The 20932-nt window shown below is 69.8% G+C and carries 12 protein-coding genes; 9 read left to right on the top strand and 3 right to left on the bottom strand.

Features of this window, described 5'->3' with window-relative positions; translation table 11 throughout:
- Positions 1 to 72: 72 nt before the first annotated feature.
- Positions 73 to 810 carry a double-CXXCG motif protein gene (locus tag D7W82_RS04710; RefSeq protein ID WP_158617589.1) on the bottom strand — a complete coding sequence of 246 codons (738 nt, stop codon included), beginning with the start codon at positions 808 to 810 and terminating at the stop codon, positions 73 to 75.
- Positions 811 to 1131: 321 nt separating this feature from the next.
- Between D7W82_RS04710 and D7W82_RS04705 the strand changes: the two genes are divergently transcribed.
- The 9 genes from D7W82_RS04705 to D7W82_RS04665 all read left to right on the top strand — a co-directional run bounded on the left by D7W82_RS04705 (position 1132) and on the right by D7W82_RS04665 (position 14580).
- Complete coding sequence (locus D7W82_RS04705; protein WP_199727678.1) at positions 1132 to 5475, top strand: DEAD/DEAH box helicase; 4344 nt, start codon at positions 1132 to 1134, stop codon at positions 5473 to 5475.
- Between the two features lie 368 nt (positions 5476 to 5843).
- Positions 5844 to 6044: a hypothetical protein gene (locus tag D7W82_RS41310; RefSeq protein ID WP_233587295.1), complete on the top strand. Its 201-nt coding sequence runs from the start codon at positions 5844 to 5846 to the stop codon at positions 6042 to 6044.
- A gap of 16 nt (positions 6045 to 6060) precedes the next feature.
- Positions 6061 to 6444, top strand: a complete 384-nt coding sequence (locus D7W82_RS04695) for a hypothetical protein (RefSeq protein ID WP_120617177.1) — start codon at positions 6061 to 6063, stop codon at positions 6442 to 6444.
- A gap of 161 nt (positions 6445 to 6605) precedes the next feature.
- Positions 6606 to 7028, top strand: coding sequence for a hypothetical protein (locus D7W82_RS04690; RefSeq protein WP_120617176.1), 423 nt, complete (start codon positions 6606 to 6608; stop codon positions 7026 to 7028).
- 113 nt (positions 7029 to 7141) lie between these two features.
- Positions 7142 to 7645 (top strand): hypothetical protein, encoded by a 504-nt coding sequence (locus D7W82_RS04685; protein ID WP_120617175.1) that lies wholly within the window; start codon positions 7142 to 7144, stop codon positions 7643 to 7645.
- A gap of 12 nt (positions 7646 to 7657) precedes the next feature.
- Positions 7658 to 8044 (top strand): hypothetical protein, encoded by a 387-nt coding sequence (locus D7W82_RS04680; protein WP_120617174.1) that lies wholly within the window; start codon positions 7658 to 7660, stop codon positions 8042 to 8044.
- A 240-nt stretch (positions 8045 to 8284) separates the two neighbouring features.
- Positions 8285 to 9673 carry an ammonium transporter gene (locus D7W82_RS04675; RefSeq protein ID WP_120617173.1) on the top strand — a complete coding sequence of 463 codons (1389 nt, stop codon included), beginning with the start codon at positions 8285 to 8287 and terminating at the stop codon, positions 9671 to 9673.
- A gap of 323 nt (positions 9674 to 9996) precedes the next feature.
- Positions 9997 to 12153, top strand: a complete 2157-nt coding sequence (locus D7W82_RS04670) for a hypothetical protein (RefSeq protein ID WP_233587294.1) — start codon at positions 9997 to 9999, stop codon at positions 12151 to 12153.
- 228 nt (positions 12154 to 12381) lie between these two features.
- Positions 12382 to 14580, top strand: a complete 2199-nt coding sequence (locus D7W82_RS04665; protein WP_233587293.1) for a hypothetical protein — start codon at positions 12382 to 12384, stop codon at positions 14578 to 14580.
- 60 nt (positions 14581 to 14640) lie between these two features.
- Here the strand turns inward: D7W82_RS04665 and D7W82_RS04660 are convergent, their stop codons facing one another.
- Both D7W82_RS04660 and gltB read right to left on the bottom strand, forming a co-directional pair.
- Positions 14641 to 16101 (bottom strand): glutamate synthase subunit beta, encoded by a 1461-nt coding sequence (locus tag D7W82_RS04660; RefSeq protein WP_120617170.1) that lies wholly within the window; start codon positions 16099 to 16101, stop codon positions 14641 to 14643.
- Between the two features lie 3 nt (positions 16102 to 16104).
- The gene (gltB, locus tag D7W82_RS04655; RefSeq protein ID WP_120617169.1) at positions 16105 to 20676 is read right to left on the bottom strand and encodes a glutamate synthase large subunit; all 4572 of its coding nucleotides are present in this window, start codon (positions 20674 to 20676) and stop codon (positions 16105 to 16107) included.
- Positions 20677 to 20932 lie beyond the last annotated feature (256 nt).

Raw genomic sequence — 20932 nt, 5'->3', positions numbered from 1 at the left:
GGGGGCGCGCGGCTCACTTTTTTCCGCGGAATGAGCGGCGGCGTTGCGTGCTTGTACGGTCCGGCGCTGAACTCAGTGGACCGAGCCTGTGCGGCATTCCGGCACGACAGCGGCTTCGCGAAACATCACGTCGGATGGGCCCAGGGCTTCGATTGCTTCGACGAAGCGTTCGTTGACGAAGGTGTACGTGGTTCCGTTCATGGGGCGGAAGAGGTCCACGTCGTGAGTGAGGTCATCTCCATCCAGCCAGGGCTCGGGCGAGATTCGTGCCTCGTACAAGCCGCAGGTTGGGCACCTGGGACCTGTCAGGACTGCGTCTCGGTGCAGAAGCCCGCGCAGAGGAAGCTCCAGCTCATACAGCACGACTCCTGAATCGAGTCCTTGTAGCTCCGCGCGCACAGGAACGAGCGCCCGGATCCCCACGGCCTGGAGGTGCCGCAAAGCTTCCTGCGTGACCAGTACCTCCCAGCCGTAGCGTGCGCTCAAGGGGCCGAAGGTTCCGCTCGCCGTGCCTCGAAGCGGACCGAATTGCATGCCGGGTTCCGGGGACAGACCGGCTGGGAGGAACGGCTGCACATGGGACGCAAGGCGCGCGTATTCCGCGTGGGGTTCGACACGCGGTTCCATCAGCAGGTCGCGCTCGGGCAACGAGGACAGATCAACGCTGGGAAGCGTGAACTGGCCACTCCAGGTCTCATGGCAGGTGGGGCACTCCACCCCGGGCAGGCTCCAGATGTGCTCGGCGGAGAGGCTGCCGCTCCAGTGTCTCGGAGTGGAAGGGGCCGGACGTTGGAGTTGGTAGAAGCGCATCGATGCTTCCCAGGCGTCAGCGGGCCTTCTCGCGCGCGTTCCATTCCAGCTCGTTCGTGGAGGGAGGACTGTCCTCTGTGAGCATCGGATGCTTTGGGTCCATGACTGTGACGGCACGGCTCGGACGGGTGTGGTGTTCTGCGACGACACGAAGCCTGTCCGCCTGATTACCCTGCGTCCTGCTGGGAGACGAATCCGCCGAGGGTTCGGGGGGCACGCCGACCCTCCGACATCCCCTGACCTGGGGGCCCGGAGTCGGCACCCGGCGTCCGTTGACGACGCGCTGTACCTGTGTTCAGGCTGGCCCTCTGGGAGCCCGCCATGTCCCCTCAAATCGCCCTCGCCTTCTCGTCGGAGTCCGCGGCCCATCCGGCGCTCGCCGCCTTCCACCCGGTGGTGCGGCGCTGGTTCGCTTCACGCCTGGGCGAGCCCACCCGGCCGCAGGTTGAAGGCTGGCCGCTCATCCACGGCGGCCATGACGTGCTCATCGCCGCGCCCACGGGCAGCGGCAAGACGCTCACCGCGTTCCTCGCGGCGCTGGACTCCCTGTTCCGCCTGGCGCTCGACGGCACGCTGCCCGACCACACGCGCGTCCTCTACGTGTCGCCCCTGAAGGCCCTGGGCAACGACGTGCAGAAGAACCTCCTCCAGCCGCTGGAGGAGCTGATGACCCTGGCGCGCGAAGAGGGCTACGAGCCCCAGCACCTGCGCGTCCAGGTGCGCACCGGCGACACGCCCGCGGGCGAGCGCGCCCAGATGGTGCGTCGCCCGCCGCACATCCTCATCACCACGCCCGAGTCCCTCTACCTCTACCTCACCGCCGAGCGCGCCCGCGCGACCCTGCGCCACGTGCGCACGGTCATCGTGGACGAGATCCACGCGCTCGCCCGCGACAAGCGCGGCAGCCACTTCGCGCTGTCCATGGAGCGCCTCAAGGCCCTCACCGACGTGCGCCCCCAGCTGTTGGGCCTGTCCGCCACGCAGAAGCCGCTGGACGCCATCTCCGGCTTCCTCACCGGCGCGTCCCTCACCGAGTGCAAGCGCGTGGAGGTGGGCCACCAGCGCCCGTGGGACCTCAAGGTGGAGATTCCGGACGCGGAGCTCTCCTCCATCGCGAGCCACGAGATGTGGGGGCAGGTCTATGACCGGCTGATCCAGCTCTCCAGCGAGCACCGCACCACGCTCATCTTCGTCAACACGCGCAAGATGTCCGAGCGCGTGGCGCACGACCTGGGCGAACGCCTGGGCCAGCAGTGGGTGGCCGCGCACCACGGCAGCATGTCCCGCGAGATGCGCCTGTCCGCCGAGGAGCGCCTCAAGGCCGGCCAGCTGCGCGTGATGGTGGCCACCGCGTCGCTGGAGTTGGGCATCGACGTGGGCAACGTGGACCTGGTCGTGCAACTGGGCACCACCAAGGCCATCTCCGTGCTGCTCCAGCGCGTGGGCCGCGCGGGCCACCACAAGGCGGGCATCTCCAAGGGCATCCTCTTCGCGATGACGCGCGACGAATTGGTGGAGTGCGTCGCGCTCCTCAACGCCGTGCGCGAGGGCGACCTGGACGCGGTCCGCATCCCCAAGAAGCCATTGGACGTACTGGCGCAGCAGATTGTCGCCGCGTGCGCGTGCGAGGAATGGGACGAGCGCGCCCTCTTCAGCATCTTCCAGCGCGCGTACCCGTACCAGGACCTCACCTGGGAGGAGTACCAGCAGGTGCTGGAGATGCTGTCGGAGGGCGTCTCTGAGCGCCGGGGCCGGGGCAGCATCCACCTGCACCGGGACCGGGTGAACCAGCGGCTCAAGGGGCGCAGGGGCGTGCGCATCACCGCGCTCACCAACGGCGGCGCCATTCCGGACACGTTCAACTTCAGCGTCACCGCGCAGCCGGAAGGCAAGGTGGTGGGCACGCTGGACGAGGACTTCGCGGTGGAGTCCTCGCCGGGGGACATCTTCCTGTTGGGCAGCACGGCGTGGCGCATCCAGCGCGTCGTCGGCAGCACGGTGATGGTGGAGGACGCGAGGGGCGCTCCGCCCAACGTGCCCTTCTGGCGCGGCGAGGCCCCGGGCCGCACGGACGAGCTGAGCCTCCAGGTGGGCCGGCTGCGCGAGGAGTTGCTGCGCCACGATGACCCGGCGGGCTTCCTGGAGAAGCTCCTGCGTGTGCCGCCGCCCGCGGTGGACGCGCTCCTGGGCTACCTGCGGCTGGGCAAGAAGATGCTGGGCGACGTGGTGCCCAGCCACACGCAGATCGTCGCCGAGCGCTTCTTCGACGAGGCGGGCGGCATGCAGCTCATCATCCACGCGCCGTTCGGCAGCCGCATCAACCGCGCGTGGGGCATGGCGCTGCGCAAGCGCTTCTGCCGCTCGTTCGACTTCGAATTGCAGGCGGCGGCCACGGAGGACGGCATCCTCTTGAGCCTGGGGGAACAGCACTCGTTCCCGCTGGCGGACATCTTCGACTTCCTGCACCCGGACAACGTGGAGGAGGTGCTGGTGCAGGCCATCCTCCAGGCGCCCATCTTCGGCACGCGCTTCCGGTGGGTGGCGTCGCGAGCGCTGACGCTGCACCGGATGATGGGGGGCAAGCGCGTGGCGCCGAACCTCCAGCGCGCGCGCAGCGAGGACCTGCTGGCGGCGGTCTTCCCCGCGCAGGTGGGCTGCCAGGACAACCACGGTGGCGGGGACGTGGAGCTGCCGGACCATCCGCTGGTGAAGCAGACAATGGACGACTGTCTGCGCGAGGCGATGGACATCGACGGGCTGCGCGAGGTGCTCCGGCGCATGAAGGACGGGCGCATCCAGCTGGTCGCGCGAGACGTCCCGGAGCCGAGCGTCTTCGCACACGCGCTCATCAACAGCCAGCCCTACACCTTCCTGGACGACGCGCCGGCCGAGGAGCGCCGCGTGCGCAACGTGGCCCTGCGCCGCGCGATGCCAGCCGAGGACGCGGCGGCGTTCGGAGCGCTGGACGCGAACGCCATCCGGCAGGTGGTGGAGGACGCCGCGCAGCCGATGCGCGACGAGGACGAGCTGCACGACGCGCTGTTGCAGCTGGTGCTGGTGCGGGCCTCGGAGGTGCCGCGAGGCCTGGAGACAGGGCTCTTCAAGCAGGGGCGCGTGGCTTGGCTGGAGCGGGAGGGCGGACGGTTCCTGGTGTCGGCGGAGCGGGGCAACGCGGTGCGCGCGCTCTTCCCGGACGCTCGGACGCAGCCGGTGTTGCCGGTGCTGGAGTACGACCGGCCGGTGGAGCGCGACGCGGCGGTGCTCCAGGTGGTGCGCGGGCGGATGGAGCTGGTGGGGCCCACCACAGTGACGGAGCTGGCGCGGCTGACGCTCTTGGATCCGGACGACATCAACCTGGCGCTGCACCACCTGGAGAGCCAGGGCAGCGTGCTGCGAGGCCAGTTCCGCGCACAGGACGACGTACCGGTGCCTCGGGACGCGGACGGAAGCCCGGTGCTGGAGTGGTGCGACCGGCGTTTGCTCCAGCGCATCCACCGGCTGACGGTGGGGCGGCTGCGCCGTGAGATTGAGCCGCTGAGCCCCCAGGACTTCATGCGCTTCCTCTTCCGGTGGCACCACCTGGAGGACGTGGACGCGCTGCGAGGCTCCACGGGACTGCTCAAGGCGGTGAGACTGCTGCAGGGATATGAAGCGCCGGCCTCCGCGTGGGAGCGCTTCCTGTTGCCCGCGCGCATGCGGGGCTACACGCCGGACCTGATGGAGCGCGCGTGCTACGCGGGCGAGGTGGCGTGGGGGCGGGTGACGCTGAAGGATCCGCCGAAGCCCGCGGGCCCGCGCCGGGGCGCGCCAGTGGAGGCGCCGGAGCCGGTGGTGGCGAAGCGGTCTTCACCGACGCGCAACGCGCCGTTGACGTTCACGGTGCGCGAGGACCTGGAGTGGATGCTCGCGGCGGCTCGTCCGCACGCGGTGCTGGCGGACGGGGGCGTGTGGACGCCGCCGGACCTGAGCGCGGCGGCGAAGGACGTGGTGGGCGTGCTGGAGCGGCGGGGCGCGTGCTTCTTCCAGGACCTGGTGACGCGGGCGCGGCGGCTGCCGGCGGAGGTGGAGGACGCGCTGTGGGAGCTGGTGGCGAAGGGGCTCGTGACGGCGGACGCGGTGCAGAACCTGCGCATCCTGCAGAGCCCGGCGCACCGCAAGCGGCAGAAGCTGCTCAACCGGGGTGGCCCGGGCCGCTGGAGCCTCCTGGCGCCGTCGGAGCCGAAGGCGCAGGAGGAGGTGACGGAGTCGCTGGCGAAGCTGTTCCTCCAGCGCTACGGCATCGTCTGGCGCGACCTGGTGATGCGCGAGTCGCTGTCGCCGACGTGGCGCGAGCTGCTGTTCGTCTACCGGCGCATGGAAGCGCGCGGCGAGCTCCGAGGCGGGCGCTTCGTGTCGGGCTTCGTGGGCGAGCAGTTCGCGCTGCCAGAAGCGGTGGACATGGCGCGAGCGGTGCGGCGCGCGCCTCCGTCCGGCGTGCGCATCCAGCTGTCCGGAGTGGATCCGCTGAACCTCACGGGCGTGGTGACGCCGGGCCCGCGCGTGGCCGCGCTGCCGAACAACGTCGTCACCTACGTGGATGGCATTCCGCAGGGCGTGGACGCGGTGGAGGACGCGCCGGAGAACGAGGACGCGGAAGTCGATGGTTCGCTCGCGCAGGTGAACTGACCTGCGCAGGACAGAGGCCCGTCGCGGCTTGAATGGGGTTGGCGTTCGGGCGTGGAGTGACGCCCATGAGCCCCAGCGCCCGGCATGGAGCCCCGGTTCTCATCTTCGTCCTCATGGTGATGCTGGCCACCGCTTGTGGACACGCCCAACGTCCCGAGCGGAGGACCTATGTCGTCTCCGAGGATGCGCGAGGCGTCGGGACGGCGGAAGGGCCCGGTACTGGCGGCTCTGGAGCGGAGGCTTACTGCGGTGAGGTGCAGAAACAGTGTTTCCAGAGGTGCTGGAGGCGGAAACCTCCTGCTACCAGCATTCCGAAGCATTCAGCGATGCACCATGAGTACTGCACGAAGACGTGCCGTGAGGAGTTCATGAAGTGCGTCGAGGAGCAGGAGTCTCTGGAGCGTCAGGCTGCCAGGCCGGAGCTGCGATTCTCCACCATGGCTGCGGCGTTGGATTGGCTCAGGGAGCACAAAGCAGAGGTGGCACTGGGAACCATTGTCGTCGTCGCGGGCGTGGCCTTCACGCTTGCGGTGGCGCCCGCGGGCTTCTTGGTGCTGAGCCCCATCTGATCGAAAGGGTAGGACCGTGAGCAAGATACCGGACGTCAACGTTGACGATGTGCTCGAGGTCCTCGGAGCCGAAAGCCAGAAGCATGCGCGAGGAACTCGTGAGTGGAACGCGTTGGAAACGGCCGCGTTCTGCCTGATCTACGTTCAGCATCTCGGCAAGCTGAAGGATTTCGCGCAGTACTTTCAGGAGCGCCTCGACCCCAACTTCAAGATCAAGATCGAACGGGACTTCGCGACCCGGGACGAAGCAGAGTCTTGGATCAAAAGCGGTGATGCGGAGGATGGCATGCAGATCCGCATCGACGGCAAAGGCTTCCTCGTGGTCCGGCTCCCCGGGCGGCTCACCCTGCTGAACAACCCGTTGCCTGAAGAACTCGGCACTGACGACTCCGAGGACTGACCCGACTGGATAGGCCGGCTTTCCACGGGAGATACCCGTCCCGATGCACTGGAGGCAGGTGCGCGCGGTTTGCTAAGAATCCACGACAGCGGGGGACTTCAGTTTCGATCTGTTCGAGGGGCAGTCATGGTTGCCGTAGTCGTTCGCAGGGAGGATTCGCGATGAAGACGCCCATGTGGATTGCCCTGCTCTGCCTGCCACTGTCCGGGTGTTCGCTGGTCGGGTATCACAAGGTGAAGAAGGCTTCGTGGGCGCCACCCGGAGAGGCCGCAGCCGTGGTGTTCCCGAACTCGTTCAAGGAAGGCGTTCACCTGGAGGGCCCCGTGATGGCCGCCCTCGAAGTCGCGATGAACGAGTTCCTGCCTCCGGGCTCGGAGCTCCAGACCGAGGACCCCGACAAGCGCATGGCGCAGTGTCTCTCCAGGCGAAGCACCTACGACACCCATGTCCTCCAATCGGGAGCCGACCTGTTCTTCGTGTGGTTCTCCCCGCAGCCATCACGCTGTGGCCTGAACGAACCCATCCTGGATGGGGGCGCCGTCTACGCGATCGACGGACAGGGGCGCATCCTGGGCCAGAGATAGGGCTAGAACGCCGAGGTCGATGGTTCGCTCGTGCAGGTGAACTGACCTGCGCAGGACGGCAGAGGCCCGTCGCGGCTTGAATGGGGTTGGCGTTCGGTCGTGGAGTGACGCCCATGAGCCCCAGCGTCCGGCATGGAGCCCCGGTTCTCATCTTCGTCCTCACGGTGATGATGGCCGCCGCTTGTGGACACACCCAACGTCCCGAGCGGAAGACCTATGTCGTCTCCGAGGATGCGCGAGGAGTCTGGACGGACGAGGGGTCCGGTAAGGGCGGCTCTGGGGCGGACGCCTACTGCGGCGAGATGCAGAAGCAGTGCTTCCAGAAGTGCTGGAGACGAAAGCCGACAGTGAAAGACATGGAGAAGCACTCAGAGAGCCACCACCGGCTCTGCACGAGCCAATGCCTTGAAGCGTTCATGGACTGCATCAAGGAACAGGAGGCACTGGAGCAACAGGACGCGAAACGGGAGCTGCGATTCCCTGACATGGCTGCCGCGTTGGACTGGCTCCGGGAACACAAGTCCGAGGTGGCATTGGGAACCGTGGTCATCGTCGCGGGGGTGGCTTTCTCGCTCGTCGTGGTTCCCGCGGGGCTGTTGGTGTTGAGTCCCATCTGAAAGGACATATCCGTGAGCAAGGCGCCGGAAATCGATGTGGAGGATGTGCTCTCCGTCCTGGGGGACGAAACCCAGCGTCACGAGAAGGGTTCACGAGAATGGAATGCCCTCCAGGTCGCGGCGATCTGCCTCGTCTACGTCCGGCACATGAACAAGCTGGACGACTTCAAGCGCTACTACCGTGAGATCCTCAGCCCGGATTTCAAGATCAAGGTCGAACGGGATTTCGGAACGCGGACTGAAGCCGATGCATGGCTCAATGAAGGTACAGCCGTCCATGGCATGCACATCCGGATCGGCGGTGCCGGCTTCCTCGTGGTCCAACTTCCTGGGCGGCTCACCTTGATGAACGCCCCGCTGCCAGAAGAACTGAACGCGATGGAGTCGGAGGAGGATTGACCCGCGGAGGACAGCCTCGCCCAGGGTGGCGCCGTCTACGCGATCGACGGACAGGGACGCATCCTGGACAGGAGGTAGCGACCAGGCCCCTGGCTTGGTGGTTGCTTCTGAAACGTTGTCCGCTGTGCTTCGAGGCGCAGATTTTAGAATTAATTTCATGAAATCTAGGCCCCGCCGGATTGAAATTAGCCCATCCGAAGCCTAAGCTGCATTGCGTCAGCTCTCTGGAGAGGTGCGGCGATGCAGAAGTGGGTGGCGCTGGTCCTGTTGGTGGCGGTGGGGGTGGCGGGACTGCTGGTGGCCCCGGCGGCGCAGGTGAAGCAGGGCGGTCCCATCAACCCGGCGGACACCGCCTGGCTGCTCACCGCCACGGCGCTGGTGCTGCTGATGACGCCCGGCCTGTCGTTCTTCTACGGCGGCATGGTGCGGCTGAAGAACGTGGTCTCCACCCTGATGCAGAGCTTCATCGCCATGGCCGTCATCAGCGTGCTGTGGGTCGTGGTGGGCTTCAGCCTGTGCTTCGGTGACAGCTTCCACGGCCTCATCGGTGACCCGCGCACCTTCTTCATGTTCAGCGGCGTGGGCGGTGAGACGCACCCGGACCTGGCGCCCACCGTGCCGCTGCTCCTCTTCGCGCTCTTCCAGCTCAAGTTCGCCATCATCACCCCGGCGCTCATCACCGGCGCGTTCGCGGAGCGCGTGCGCTTCAAGGCGTACCTGCTCTTCATGGTGCTCTTCAGCGTCTTCATCTACGCGCCGCTCGCCCACTGGACGTGGCACCCGGAGGGCTTCCTGCGCCAGTGGGGCGTGCTCGACTTCGCCGGTGGCACCGTGGTGCACATGTCCGCGGGGCTGGCCGCGCTCGCGGGCGCCATCGTCCTGGGCCGCCGCCAGGTGCACCTGACGCACGCCACGCACGCTCCCGCCAATGTTCCCTTCGTGATGCTCGGCACGGGCATGCTGTGGTTCGGCTGGTTCGGCTTCAACGCGGGCTCCGCCCTATCCGCGTCGTCCCTGGCCACGCTCGCCTTCGCCACCACCAACACCGCCTCCGCCGCCGCGATGCTCGGGTGGATCGCCTTCGACTGGCTGCGCGGACGCAAGCCCAGCGCCATGGGCGCCTGCGTGGGCGCGGTCGTGGGCCTGGTCGCCGTCACTCCCGCGGCGGGCTTCATCACCGTGGGGCAGAGCATCGTGGTGGGCCTGGTCGCCAGCTTCGTCAGCAACGCCGCCGTCCACTTCAAGAGCCGCACCGCGCTGGATGACACGCTCGACGTGTTCCCCTGCCACGGCCTGGGCGGCATCGTGGGCATGGTGCTCACCGGCGTGCTCGCCAAGGACGTGGGCCTGCTCTACGGCACCACGCGCACCTTCCTCATGCACCTCCTGGCGCTGGTCGTCGTCTCCGTCTTCTCCTTCGTGGGTTCGTACATCCTGTACAAGATCGTCGACCGCATCGTCCCGCTGCGCGTCACCCGCGAGCAGGAGGAGGAGGGCCTGGACCTGAGCCAGCACGGAGAGACCGTGGGCGAGGTCCCCACCGCCGCGCTCGCCGTCCCCACGCCGCCCGCCCCGAGCGCGCCCGCCGCACCGGAGCACGCCGCTCCGTCGGAGCCCGTGCCCGCGTAGCGCTCCTCTCCACCCAGGCAGCTGCACACGGGGCCCCTCGCTTCACGCGGGTGGGCCCCGTGATGCTTTGAGCCTCCAAGCGCGTGGACCCCGCGAGGCCGGGAACCTGTCAGGAAGGAAATGGGCGCGTCCTCGCGGATCATTCGCGCGGGCAGCGCCCTGTCCGGGGCCTGACTGCGACCTGCCATGCGTTGAACGTCTGTTCATGCACGGGCGCCCGCGGCGTTGAGACAAGACCAGCCATCGGATGACGGGCTGGCTTCGCCGTGGGGGAGCGCATGTCGCGGAAGTGCAAGGAATCGAGAATCGCTGTCCTGGGAATCATGCTCGCGGTGTGGGGCTGCTCGAAGGAGCCCGCACCCGCGCAGCCTCCGCCGGTGCGGGAAGCTCCGGCGGGCGTGCAGGCCGGTCCGGGAGGCACCAGGAGCCTGGGGGAGCTGCCCGTCGTGGAGGGCACCTCCGTCGCGAAGGTCTTCGCCCAGAAGCTGGGCAAGCCCACGTCCCTGGGAGAGACGACCGCGGTGCACGTGAAGCTGCCGCCCCCCGCCAATCGAGGGCTCGCGGGCAGCCTCGTGCGCGTGGTCGGTGAGCCGTCCGCGCCCACCGTCCTCTTCCACTCCGACACCCTGGTCCGGCTGGGGGTGATTCCCTCAAGCCCCGGCCCCGACTTCTTCACCCTCTTCGCGCGGCTCCCGGACTCGGAGGTGGAGCGCCGAGCGGAGCGCGAGCGGCGGCTGGCCTCGGGCGAGTTCGGGATGCCCACCCGGGAGACCGTCCTGTTCAACGGCCGCCACCCGGCTGCCCGTTACGAGGGGCTCCCCATGGACGCCAACGCCTTCGCGCAGGGCGCGCTCGTGCCCCAGACGAGCTGCCCCCGGATTCCAGCCTCCACCGAGGCCTGGTGGGAGCGGACGCAGCTGATCCGCGACCCGGCCGTGGTGCTGGACCCGGCGCGCACGTGGGACCCATGCACCGGCGCGGGGACGAAGGGCGGCGTGTGGACCTTCGCGCACCTCATGCGGGAGATGGCCCAGGGGTCCGGCGCGAGCCCGGAGGACTTCGTGCTGGAGTGGCTGTCGCTCTGGCTCAATGACTTCCAGGCCAACGGCGACACGGTGCCCGCGCGCCGCAAGATGTATGACGAAGTGATTGCCCCCTGGGCCGCCGCCAGCGGCGCGACCTCGTCGCTCGAGTTCAACGCCTCCACGAACCGCTGGGAGGTGGTGCTGCGCCAGCCGCTGGACCTGGACATCGCGCCCTTCCGGCTGCTGGCCATCATCAACCGCATCGACCTGGGGGGCAGCTCGGAATACGGAGGCCGGTCATCCAACCCGGGGGAGCTGCGCTTCATCTTCGGGCTGACGCGCCCCTCACCCTGGGGCGGAGGAACGGAGGCGACGTGCAACCTCAAGCCCTTCACCGTCATCTTCGAATACGGCGTGCCGGGCGCGGGGTGCAGGGCCATCACCGGCTGGGCGCGGCAGTGGGTGGGGTTGGGGATGTACCCGGCCTTCAACGCGGCCTACCGGTCGCGGCTGCAGCAGATGACGGAGAGCGTCGTCCGGCATGGGCGGGCGCCGGGGAAGGGCAACCAGAGCGCCCTCAATCAACTGCGCACCAACGAGGTGGCCCTGGGGTTTCCATGGGAGCTGCGGGAGTTCCACCTGGCGGACGAGAACCCCGGCGCCGGCAAGGACAAACCCTCCAACGGCTTCCTGCGCGTCCACACGATGGCGCTGACCCCGGATGACGCGACCCACGACTTCCGCACGGACCCCGACGTGGACTTCTTCGTGCGCACGCACGTCAAGAACGGCGTCGAGCAGCCGGTGACGGTCCCCGCCCACTGCACCGCCCGCTTCACGGTGCCTCACGCCGTCAACGGCAGGCCGTTCCTGGGGGCCAACGCGCAGGTGGCGCCGCCCACCCACTGGGACGCCGTCTCCGCGGTCTCCACCAACGCCACGGAGGTCTGCGCGCGCAAGGAGTTCTCCAGCAACACCTGCAATGGCTGTCACTTCAAGGACACGGGCACCAACGACTTCACGGGCGTGGACAACCTCGCCTTCACGCACGTCAGTCCCACGTCGGGCATCCCGGCCCGGGAATCCAAGTTCATGACGGGTGGGGGCAGCGGCTTCATGTACGTCGTGCCGGATGCCCAGTTCGGAGCGCCGGTGACGTCGTGGCCGTTCGCGGACCTGCTGCGCCGCCACCAGCGGCTCCAGGAGCTGGCCCACTGCTCCACCTGCGGATGGTTCATCGACCTGGACGCGGGCTACCTGAAGCGGATGGAGGCGCTCGCCGGGAGCGTGCCCCTGGACCTGCCCCCCGGTGCACCCGGGCCGACGTTCACGGTGGGCCCCATCCGCGACGTCGGCGTGGTGCAGCAGCTCCTGGAGCTGCGCCCAGGCCTCCGGATCCGGCCGCGGGAGCTGCCGCTCGACTTCCTCGAGCCGCCCGCGGCCCGCGTCCACTGACGGGCCCGGCGATGCGTTGGGGCTCCAAGCGTGTGGACCCCGCGAGGCCGTGAGCCTGTCGGGAAGGAAATGGGCGGAGCCCCTGCTGATCACTCGCGCGGGCAGCGCCTTGTCCGGGGCCTGACTTCGAACCTCATGGGTCGGGTCTCCGCGCGCGCACTTCATCCTCGCGGCGTTGAGTCAATGCCAGCCATTCAAGACGAAGGCTGGCTTTGCCGGGAGGAATGTATGTTGTGGAAGTGCGAGGAGTTGAGAATCGCCGTGGTGGGGGCCTTGCTGGTGGTCAGCGGCTGCGCGAAGGAGCCGGCGCAGGAGCCGGCTCCGGAGCCTTCGAGGCAGGACGCCGTGGAGGAGTCGCGGACGAGCAGCACGAGCCTGGGGGAGCTGCCCCTCGTGCCGGGCTTGTCCGTCGCCGGAACCTTCGCGCAGAAGCTGGCGCGGCCCACGCCCCTGGGGGAGACGACGGCGGTGCACGTGAAGCTGCCGCCCCCGGCCAACCGCGAGCTGGCGGACAGCCTCGTTCGCGTGGTGGGTGACCCGGCGCGGCCCACGGCCCTGTTCCACTCCGACACCCTGGCGCGGCTGGGCGCGATTCCCTCGAGCCCCGGTCCGGACTTCTTCACGCTCTTCGCGCAGCTCCCGGACTCAGAGCTGGAGCGGCGCCAGGAGAACGAGCGCCGCCTGGCCTCGGGCGAGCTTGGGGAGACCACCCGGGAAGCCATCCTGTTCAACGGCCGCCACCCGGTCGCCCGCTACGAGGGGCTCCCCGTGGACGCGGCGGCCTTCGGGTGGGGCGAGCAGGTGCCGGTCACGATCTGCCCCCTGCTGCCGGCCTCCACCCAGCCCCAGTGGGAGCGGACGCTGATGATCCGCGACCCGGCCGTGGTGCTGGACCCGGCGCGCACGTGGGACCCGTGCACCGGCGCGGGGACGAAGGGCGGCGTGTGGACCTTCGCGCACCTCATGCGGGAGATGGCCCAGGGGTCCGGCGCGCGGCCGGAGGCCTTCGTGCTGAACTGGCTGTCGCTCTGGCTCAATGACTTCCAGGCCAACGGTGACACGGTGCCCGCGCGCCGCAAGATGTATGACGAAGTGATTGCCCCCTGGGCCGCCGCCAGCGGCGCGACCTCGTCCCTCCAGCTCAACACCGCCACGAACCGCTGGGAGGTGGTGCTGAGCAAACCGCTGGACCTGGACATCGCGCCCTTCCGGCTGCTGTCCATCGTCAACCGCATCGACCTGGCCAGCAGCTGGGACTACGCCGACCGGCAGACCGACCCAGGCGAGCTGCGCTTCATCTTCGGGCTGACGCGCCCCTCGCCCTGGGGAGGAGGAACGGAGGCGACGTGCAACCTCAAGCCCTTCACCGTCATCTTCGAATACGGCGTGCCCGGCGACGGATGCGCGCCGGTCGTCGCCTGGGCACGGCAGTGGGCGTGGCTGGGGACGTACTCCTCCTTCAACGCGGCCTACAAGGCGCAGCTCACGCAGATGACCCAGAGCGTCGTCCTGCGGGGAAAGGGGCCGGGGAAGGGCAACGGGAACGCGCTCAATCAGATCCGCACCAACGAGGCCGCCCTGGCGTTTCCGTGGGAGCTGCGGGAGTTCCGGCTGGTGGACGAGCACCCCGTCACCGGCAAGGACAAACCCTCCAACGGATTATTGCGTGTCCACACGATGGCGCTGACCCCGGATGACGCGACCCATGACTCCCAGACGGATCCGGACATCGACGCCTTCGTGCGCACGCAGGTCAAGAACGGCGTCGAGCAGCCGGTGGCCGTCCCCAACCGGTGCACCGCGCACTTCACGGTGCCGCGCACCCTCAATGGCAGGCCGTTCCTGGGGGCCAACTCGCTGGTGGCGTCGCCCACCCACTGGGAGGGCTTCGGCGTGGTGCCCACGAGTGCCACGGAGGTCTGCGCGCGGAAGGAGTTCTCCGTCAACACGTGCAATGGCTGTCACTTCAAGGACACGGGCACGAACGACTTCGCTGGCGTGGACAACGTGGCCTTCACGCACGTCAGCCCCACGTCGGGCATCCCGGCGCGGCTGTCCAGGTTCCTGACGGGCGGGGGCCCGGGCTCCATGTTCGTCGTGCCGGACGCCCAGTTCGGGGCCGCCGTGGCGTCGTGGCCGTTCGCGGACCTGCTGCGCCGCCACCAGCGGCTCCAGGAGCTGGCCAACTGCACCACGTGCGGATGGGTCCGGGGCCTGGACGCGGGCTCCCTGGCGCGGATGGAGGCGCTCGCCGGAAGCGTGCCCCTGGACGTGCCGCCCGGCTCGCCCGAGCCGGCGCTCACGGTGGGCCCCATCCGCGACGTCGGCGTGGTGAAGCAACTGCTGGAGCTGCGCCAGGACTTCAGGACGCCGCCGCGGGAGGTGCCGCTCGACTTCCTCCAGCCGCCCGCCGCCCGCGTCCACTGAAGCCGGCCGGGGCGCCTCCTCCCTTCAAGAGGGGGCGTCCCCGGGCCGTTCGTGTCTTTGTCAGAACGCGCAGTCCTGGCCGCGCGTGGGCAGCACGGAGGCGGTGCCGGACAGCCAGGAGTCCAGCGCGCGCGCCGCCTCACGGCCGTCCGCGAGCGCCCAGACGATGAGGCTCGCGCCCCGGCTGGCGTCCCCCGCGCAGTACACGCCCGCCGCCGTGGTGGCGAACTTCGCGTCCACCCGCACCGTGCCGCGCGGCGACAGCGCCACGCCCAGCTCCTCCGCCAGCCGGTCCGTGTTCGGGCCGGTGAAGCCCATGGCCAGCACCAGCAGGTCCACCTCGAACACCTGCTCGGAGCCCGGCACCTCCGCCAGCTTCACGGCGCCGCCCGGCTCGCGCTGCACCTCCACGCGCACCGCGTGCAGGCGCTTGAGCTGTCCGTCATGGCCCTCCAGCCGCTTCGTCATCATCGCGAAGGCGCGCTCGCCGCCCTCCTCCTGGCTGGTCGACGTGCGGAACACCAGCGGCCAGCGCGGCCACGGGTTCTCCTTCGCGCGCACCTGCGGCGGCGCGGGGAAGAGCTCCACCTGCATCACGCTCGCCGCCCCCTGGCGCAGCGCCGTGCCCAGGCAGTCCGAGCCCGTGTCGCCGCCGCCCAGGATGATGACCCGCTTTCCTTTCGCCTCCAGGCGCGCGTCCGGCGGCGCTCCCGCCGTCACCACGCGGTTCTGGTGCTCCAGGTAGTCCATGGCCTGCAGCACGCCGGACAGCTCGCGCCCCGGCACGTCCAGCTCGCGGGCCTTGCGCGCGCCCAGGGCCAGCACCACGCCGTCGTACTGCTCGCGCAGCGCGCGCCAGCCCGGCGTGACGGCCACGTCCTCACCCGTGCGGAAGACGATGCCCTCCGCCTCCATCAGCGCGAGCCGGCGGTCCAGCACCGCCTTCTCCAGCTTGAAGTCCGGGATGCCGTAGCGCAGCAGGCCTCCGGCGCGGCTGTCCTTCTCGTACACCGTCACGCTGTGCCCCGCCGAGTTGAGCTGCGCCGCCGCCGCCAGGCCCGCGGGGCCGGAGCCCACCACGGCCACGCGCTTGCCCGTGCGCCGCGCCGGAGGCCGGGCCTTCACCCAGCCCTCCGCGAAGGCGCGCTCGGAGATCTCCTTCTCCATCTGCTCGATGGTGACCGGGTCCCGGTCGATGGCCAGCACGCACGCGGCCTCGCACGGCGCGGGGCACAGCCGTCCGGTGAACTCCGGGAAGGTGTTGGTGCGGCTGAGCACCTGGTACGCTTCCTTCCACTGGCCCCGGTACACCGCGTCGTTGAAGTCCGGGATGAGGTTCCCCAGGGGACAGCCCTGGTGGCAGAAGGGGATGCCGCAGTCCATGCAGCGCCCCGCCTGCCGCTTCGCCTCGTCCGCCGCCAGCGGCAGGTGCAATTCGCGCCAGTCCTCCAGCCGCTCCACCTTGTCCCGCTTGGGGGCGTGGACGCGCTGCCACTCCATGAAACCCGTGGGCTTGCCCATGGCTCAGGTCCCCCCGCCAACGACGTGGAGCTGCTGGACGCTCGTCGTGGGTGGCGGCCTGCGCGCCGCCCTGCGCGCCTGGAGCACGCGCTTGTAGTCGGACGGCATCACCTTCATGAACTGCGGCACCATCAGCTCCCAGTTGTCCAAGACCCGCCGCGCGAGCGCGCTGCCGGTGTGGTGCAGGTGGCGCTCGATCATCCCGTGCACGAGCCAGATTTCGGACTCGTCCACCAGCGACTCCAGCTCCACCATCTCCAGGTTGCAGCGCTCGCGGAAGTTGCGCTCGCGGTCCAGCACGTACGCGGTGCCGCCGCTCATGCCGGCCGCGAAGTTGCGGCCCGTCTGGCCCAGCACCACCACCACGCCGCCCGTCATGTACTCGCAGCCGTGGTCGCCCACGCCCTCCACCACCGCCTGCGCGCCGCTGTTGCGCACCGCGAAGCGCTCGCCGGCCAGGCCCCGCAGGTACACCTCGCCGGCCGTGGCGCCGTAGAGCACCGTGTTGCCGACGAGCACGTTCTCCTCGGGCGTGAAGCGGCTGCCCTCCGGCGGGTAGACGATGATGCGTCCACCGGACAGCCCCTTGCCCAGGTAGTCGTTGGTGTCGCCCTCCAGCTCCAGCGTCACCCCGGACGCGAGGAACGCGCCGAAGCTCTGGCCCGCGGAGCCCTTCAGCTTCACCCGCAGCTTCCCGTCCGGCAGCCCCTGCGCGCCGTGGCGGCGGGCAATCTCGCCGGACAGCATGGCGCCCACCGCGCGGTGCGTGTTCGCCACCGGCAGCGACAGCATCAGCGGCGGCCCGCCCGCGAGCACGGACTGCGCCTTCGTGAGCAGCTCGTGGTCCAGGTGGTCCGCCACGTCCTTGCGGTGCGGCGTCTGGCAGTGGCGCGGCTCGGTGGCCGGCGCGGACGGCGCGGTGAGCAGCGCGGACAGGTCCACCTTGCGCGCCTTCCAGTGGTCCACCGCCGCGCGCTGGCGCAACAGGTCCACCCGGCCCACCAGCTCATCCAGCGTGCGCGCGCCCAGCTTCGCCATGTGCCGGCGCAGGTCCTCCGCCAGCAGCAGGAAGAAGCTGACCACGTTCTCCGGCGTGCCCTGATAGCGCTCGCGCAAGCTGGGGTCCTGCGTGGCGATGCCCGCCGAGCAGGTGTTGAGGTGGCACTTGCGCAGCATGATGCAGCCCACGGACACGAGGCTCGCGGTGGCCAGGCCGAACTCCTCCGCGCCCAGGAGCGCCGCCACCAGCACGTCGCGCGCGGTGCGCAGGCCGCCGTCCACCTGCACGCGGATGCGCGAGCGCAGGCCGTTGTGCACCAGCACCTGCTGCGTCTCCGCCAGCCCCAGCTCCCACGGCAGGCCCGCGTGCTGGAGGCTGGAGAGGGGAGAGGCGCCCGTGCCGCCCTCGTAGCCCGCCACCACCACGCAGCCCGCGCCCGCCTTGGCCACGCCCGCGGCGATGGTGCCCACGCCCACCTCGCTCACCAGCTTCACGCTCACGCGCGCCTTCGCGTTCACGGACTGGAGGTCGTAGATGAGCTGCGCCAGGTCCTCGATGGAGTAGATGTCGTGGTGCGGCGGCGGCGAAATCAGCGTCACGCCCGGCGTGCTCCAGCGCACGCGGGCAATCCGCTCGTCCACCTTGTGGCCCGGCAGCTGGCCGCCCTCGCCGGGCTTGGCGCCCTGGGCCATCTTGATTTGGAGCTCGTCCGCGTTGACCAGGTACTCCGCGGTGACGCCGAAGCGCGCGCTGGCCACCTGCTTGATGGCGCTGCGGCGCGAGTCGCCGTTGGGGTCCTGGGTGTAGCGGCGGGACTCCTCTCCGCCCTCGCCGCTGTTGGACCGGCCGCCCAGCCGGTTCATCGCGATGGCCAGCGTCTCGTGCGCCTCCGCGCTGATGGAGCCGAAGGACATGGCGCCGGTGACGAACCGCCGCGCCAGCTCCAGCGCGGGCTCCACCTCCTCCAGCGGCACCGGCGTGCAGCCGTCCGTCACCACGTCCAGCAGGCCGCGCAGGTTGCTGTGCTCGCGCGTCTCGTCGTCCGCCAGCTTCGAGTACTCCTGGAACCGGGCCGCGTCGTTCGTCCGCACCGCCTCCTGGAGCTTCGCCACGGTGGCCGGGTTCCACTTGTGCCGCTCCCCCTGCCGGCGCCAGCGGAACTGACCGCCCACGGGCAGCAGGTCCTCCTCGCCGTCCGCGCCTGCGCCGAAGCCGCGCGCGTGCCGCTCCGCCACCTCGCGGCCCAGCTCCGGAAGGCCCACGCCCTCCACGCGCGACGACGTGCCGGTGAAGTGCTTCTCGATGAGGCTTCGCTGCAGGCCCACCGCCTCGAAGAGCTGCGAGCCGCGGTAGGACTGGAGCGTGGAGATGCCCATCTTGGACATCACCTTGAGCAAACCCTCCTCCAGGCCGTGGAGGTACTGCGCCTGCGCCTTGTCCGCGTCCGCCTTGAGCTCTCCGGCGTCCGCCAGCGCGCGCAGCGTGTCCAGCGCCAGGTACGGGTTCACCGCGGACACGCCGTAGGCGAACAGGCACGCGAAGTGATGCACCTCGCGCGCCTCCGCCGTCTCCAGCACGATGCCCGTGTACATGCGCGTGCCGTCGCGCACCAGGCGCTGGTGCACCGCGGACACGGCCAGCAGCGCCGGGATGGCCGCGTGCGCCGAGTCCACGCCCCGGTCGCTCAGCACCAGGATGCTCGCGCCCGCGTCCACGGCGTCCACCGCCGCCGTGCACAGCCGCTCCACCGCGACCTCCAGCGCTGTCGCCGCGCCGCCCGCGTGCGGGTACAGCAGGCTCAGGGGACGCGGCTCGAAGAGGCCCGTGTCTCCGCGCAGGTTCGCCAGCCGCGCCAGCTGCCCGTTGGTGAGGATGGGGCCGGGCAGGGACAGCCGGTGGCACTGCTCCGGCGTCTCCTCGAAGGTGTTGCCCTCCGGGCCCAGCGCGGTGGCCAGCGTCATCACCAGCGCCTCGCGCAGCGGGTCGATGGGCGGGTTGGTCACCTGCGCGAACAACTGGTGGAAGTAGTTGAAGAGGGTGGGGGCCTGGTCGCTCAGCACGGCGAGCGGCGTGTCCGTGCCCATGGAGCCCGTGGGCTCCTTGCCCGTCTCCGCCATGGGCACCAGCGTGGTGCGCACGTCTTCATCCGTGTAGCCGAACGCGCGCTGAAGCCGCCACAGCGTCTCTCCCTTCAGGCGCGCGGGGGCGGGGACCGCGGGCAGGTCCTCGAAGGTGAAGACGTTGCGCTGGAGCCAGCGGCGGTAGGGCCAGCGCGAGGTGATGTCATGCTTCACCTCTTCATCCTCCAGGATGCGCCCCTCCGTGGTGTCCACCAGCAGCATGCGGCCCGGCGTCAGCCGGCCCTTGCGGCGCACCTGCGACGGGGGCACGTCGATGACGCCCGTCTCCGACGCCAGGATGATGCGGTCGTCCTCCGTCACCAGGTAGCGCGCGGGGCGCAGGCCGTTGCGGTCCAGCGTCGCGCCAATCAGCTGCCCGTCCGTGAACGCGATGGCGGCGGGGCCGTCCCACGGCTCCAGCAGGGACGCGGAGTACTCGTAGAAGGCGCGGCGCTCGTCGCCCATCTCCTTGTGACCCTCCCACGCCTCCGGGATCATCATCATCATCGCGTGGGGCAGGGTGCGGCCGCCCAGGTAGAGCAGCTCCACCATGTTGTCGAACTGCGCGGAGTCGCTCTTGCCCGGGACGATGATGGGCCACAGCGGCTCCAGGCTCCCGCCCAGCTTCGCCGTCTGGAGCAGCCCGCGCCGCGCCGTCATCCAGTTGCGGTTGCCCCGCAGGGTATTGATTTCACCGTTGTGCGCGATGAAGCGGAACGGCTGCGCCAGCTCCCACGTGGGGAAGGTGTTGGTGGAGAAGCGCGAGTGCACCAGCGCCAGCGCGCTGACGAACTCCGGGTGCCGCAGGTCCGCGTAGAAGCGCGGCAGCTGCCGGGGCAGCAGCAGGCCCTTGTAGATGAGCGTCTCCGACGAACAGCTGGCCACGTGGAAGCGCCCCTGCGGATCCACGCCGCGCGCCAGCACGCGGTTCTCCACCAGCTTGCGGATGCGGTAGAGCTTTCGCTCGAAGGCGCTGGGCACCACGCGCCTGCGCGCGATGAAGAGCTGCCGGATGACCGGCGCGGCCTCCCGGGCGAGCGGCCCCAGCTCCTCCGGCGCCACCGGCACGTCGCGCCAGCCGAGCAGCCGCTGCCCCTCCTCCTCCACCACGTCCTCGAACAGCGCCTCGCACGCGCGGCGCGCCTCCGGCTCCGACGGCAGGAACACCTGCGCCACGCCGTACTGGCGGCGCGGCGGCAGCTCGAAGCCCAGCCGCGGTGCTTCGTGGTTGAAGAAGCGGTGCGGCAGCTGCACCAGGATGCCGGCGCCGTCGCCCGTCTCCGGGTCGCGCCCTGCCGCGGCGCGGTGGCTCAGCCGGTTGAGCAGCTCCAGCGCGTCCTCCACGATGCCCCGCGAACGCTGTCCCCGGAGGTGGGCCACGAATCCCACGCCGCAGGCGTCGTGCTCGGTCTCCGGCTCATACAGCCCGTAGCGCGGAGGGAGGGTGAACGGCATCGTCGGAACCCCTTTCCCGCATGACGCGGGAAGCCAAGCTGTTGAGCATCCAGGCTAACGCGGCGTGTCGCAGCCCGTAAAGACAGGGTGACTCAGGGGGTCGAGTCACCGCGTGGAGTGGTGCCGGGGAAACAGGCACCCCGTGAAGCCTCACGCTCCGTGCGCCCCCCGCCGCATGCATGAGTGAACGGACAACAGTCACCCGCGATGAACGGCCAACATTCAGCGCAATTGGTTCTTTCCACCCGCCGCGCTG

The organism is Corallococcus sp. CA049B (genome assembly GCF_003611685.1).
GTDB lineage: Bacteria > Myxococcota > Myxococcia > Myxococcales > Myxococcaceae > Corallococcus > Corallococcus coralloides.
The sequence above is the reverse complement of the archived record's forward strand: the minus strand, read 5'-3'. Positions and strand labels throughout refer to the sequence as shown.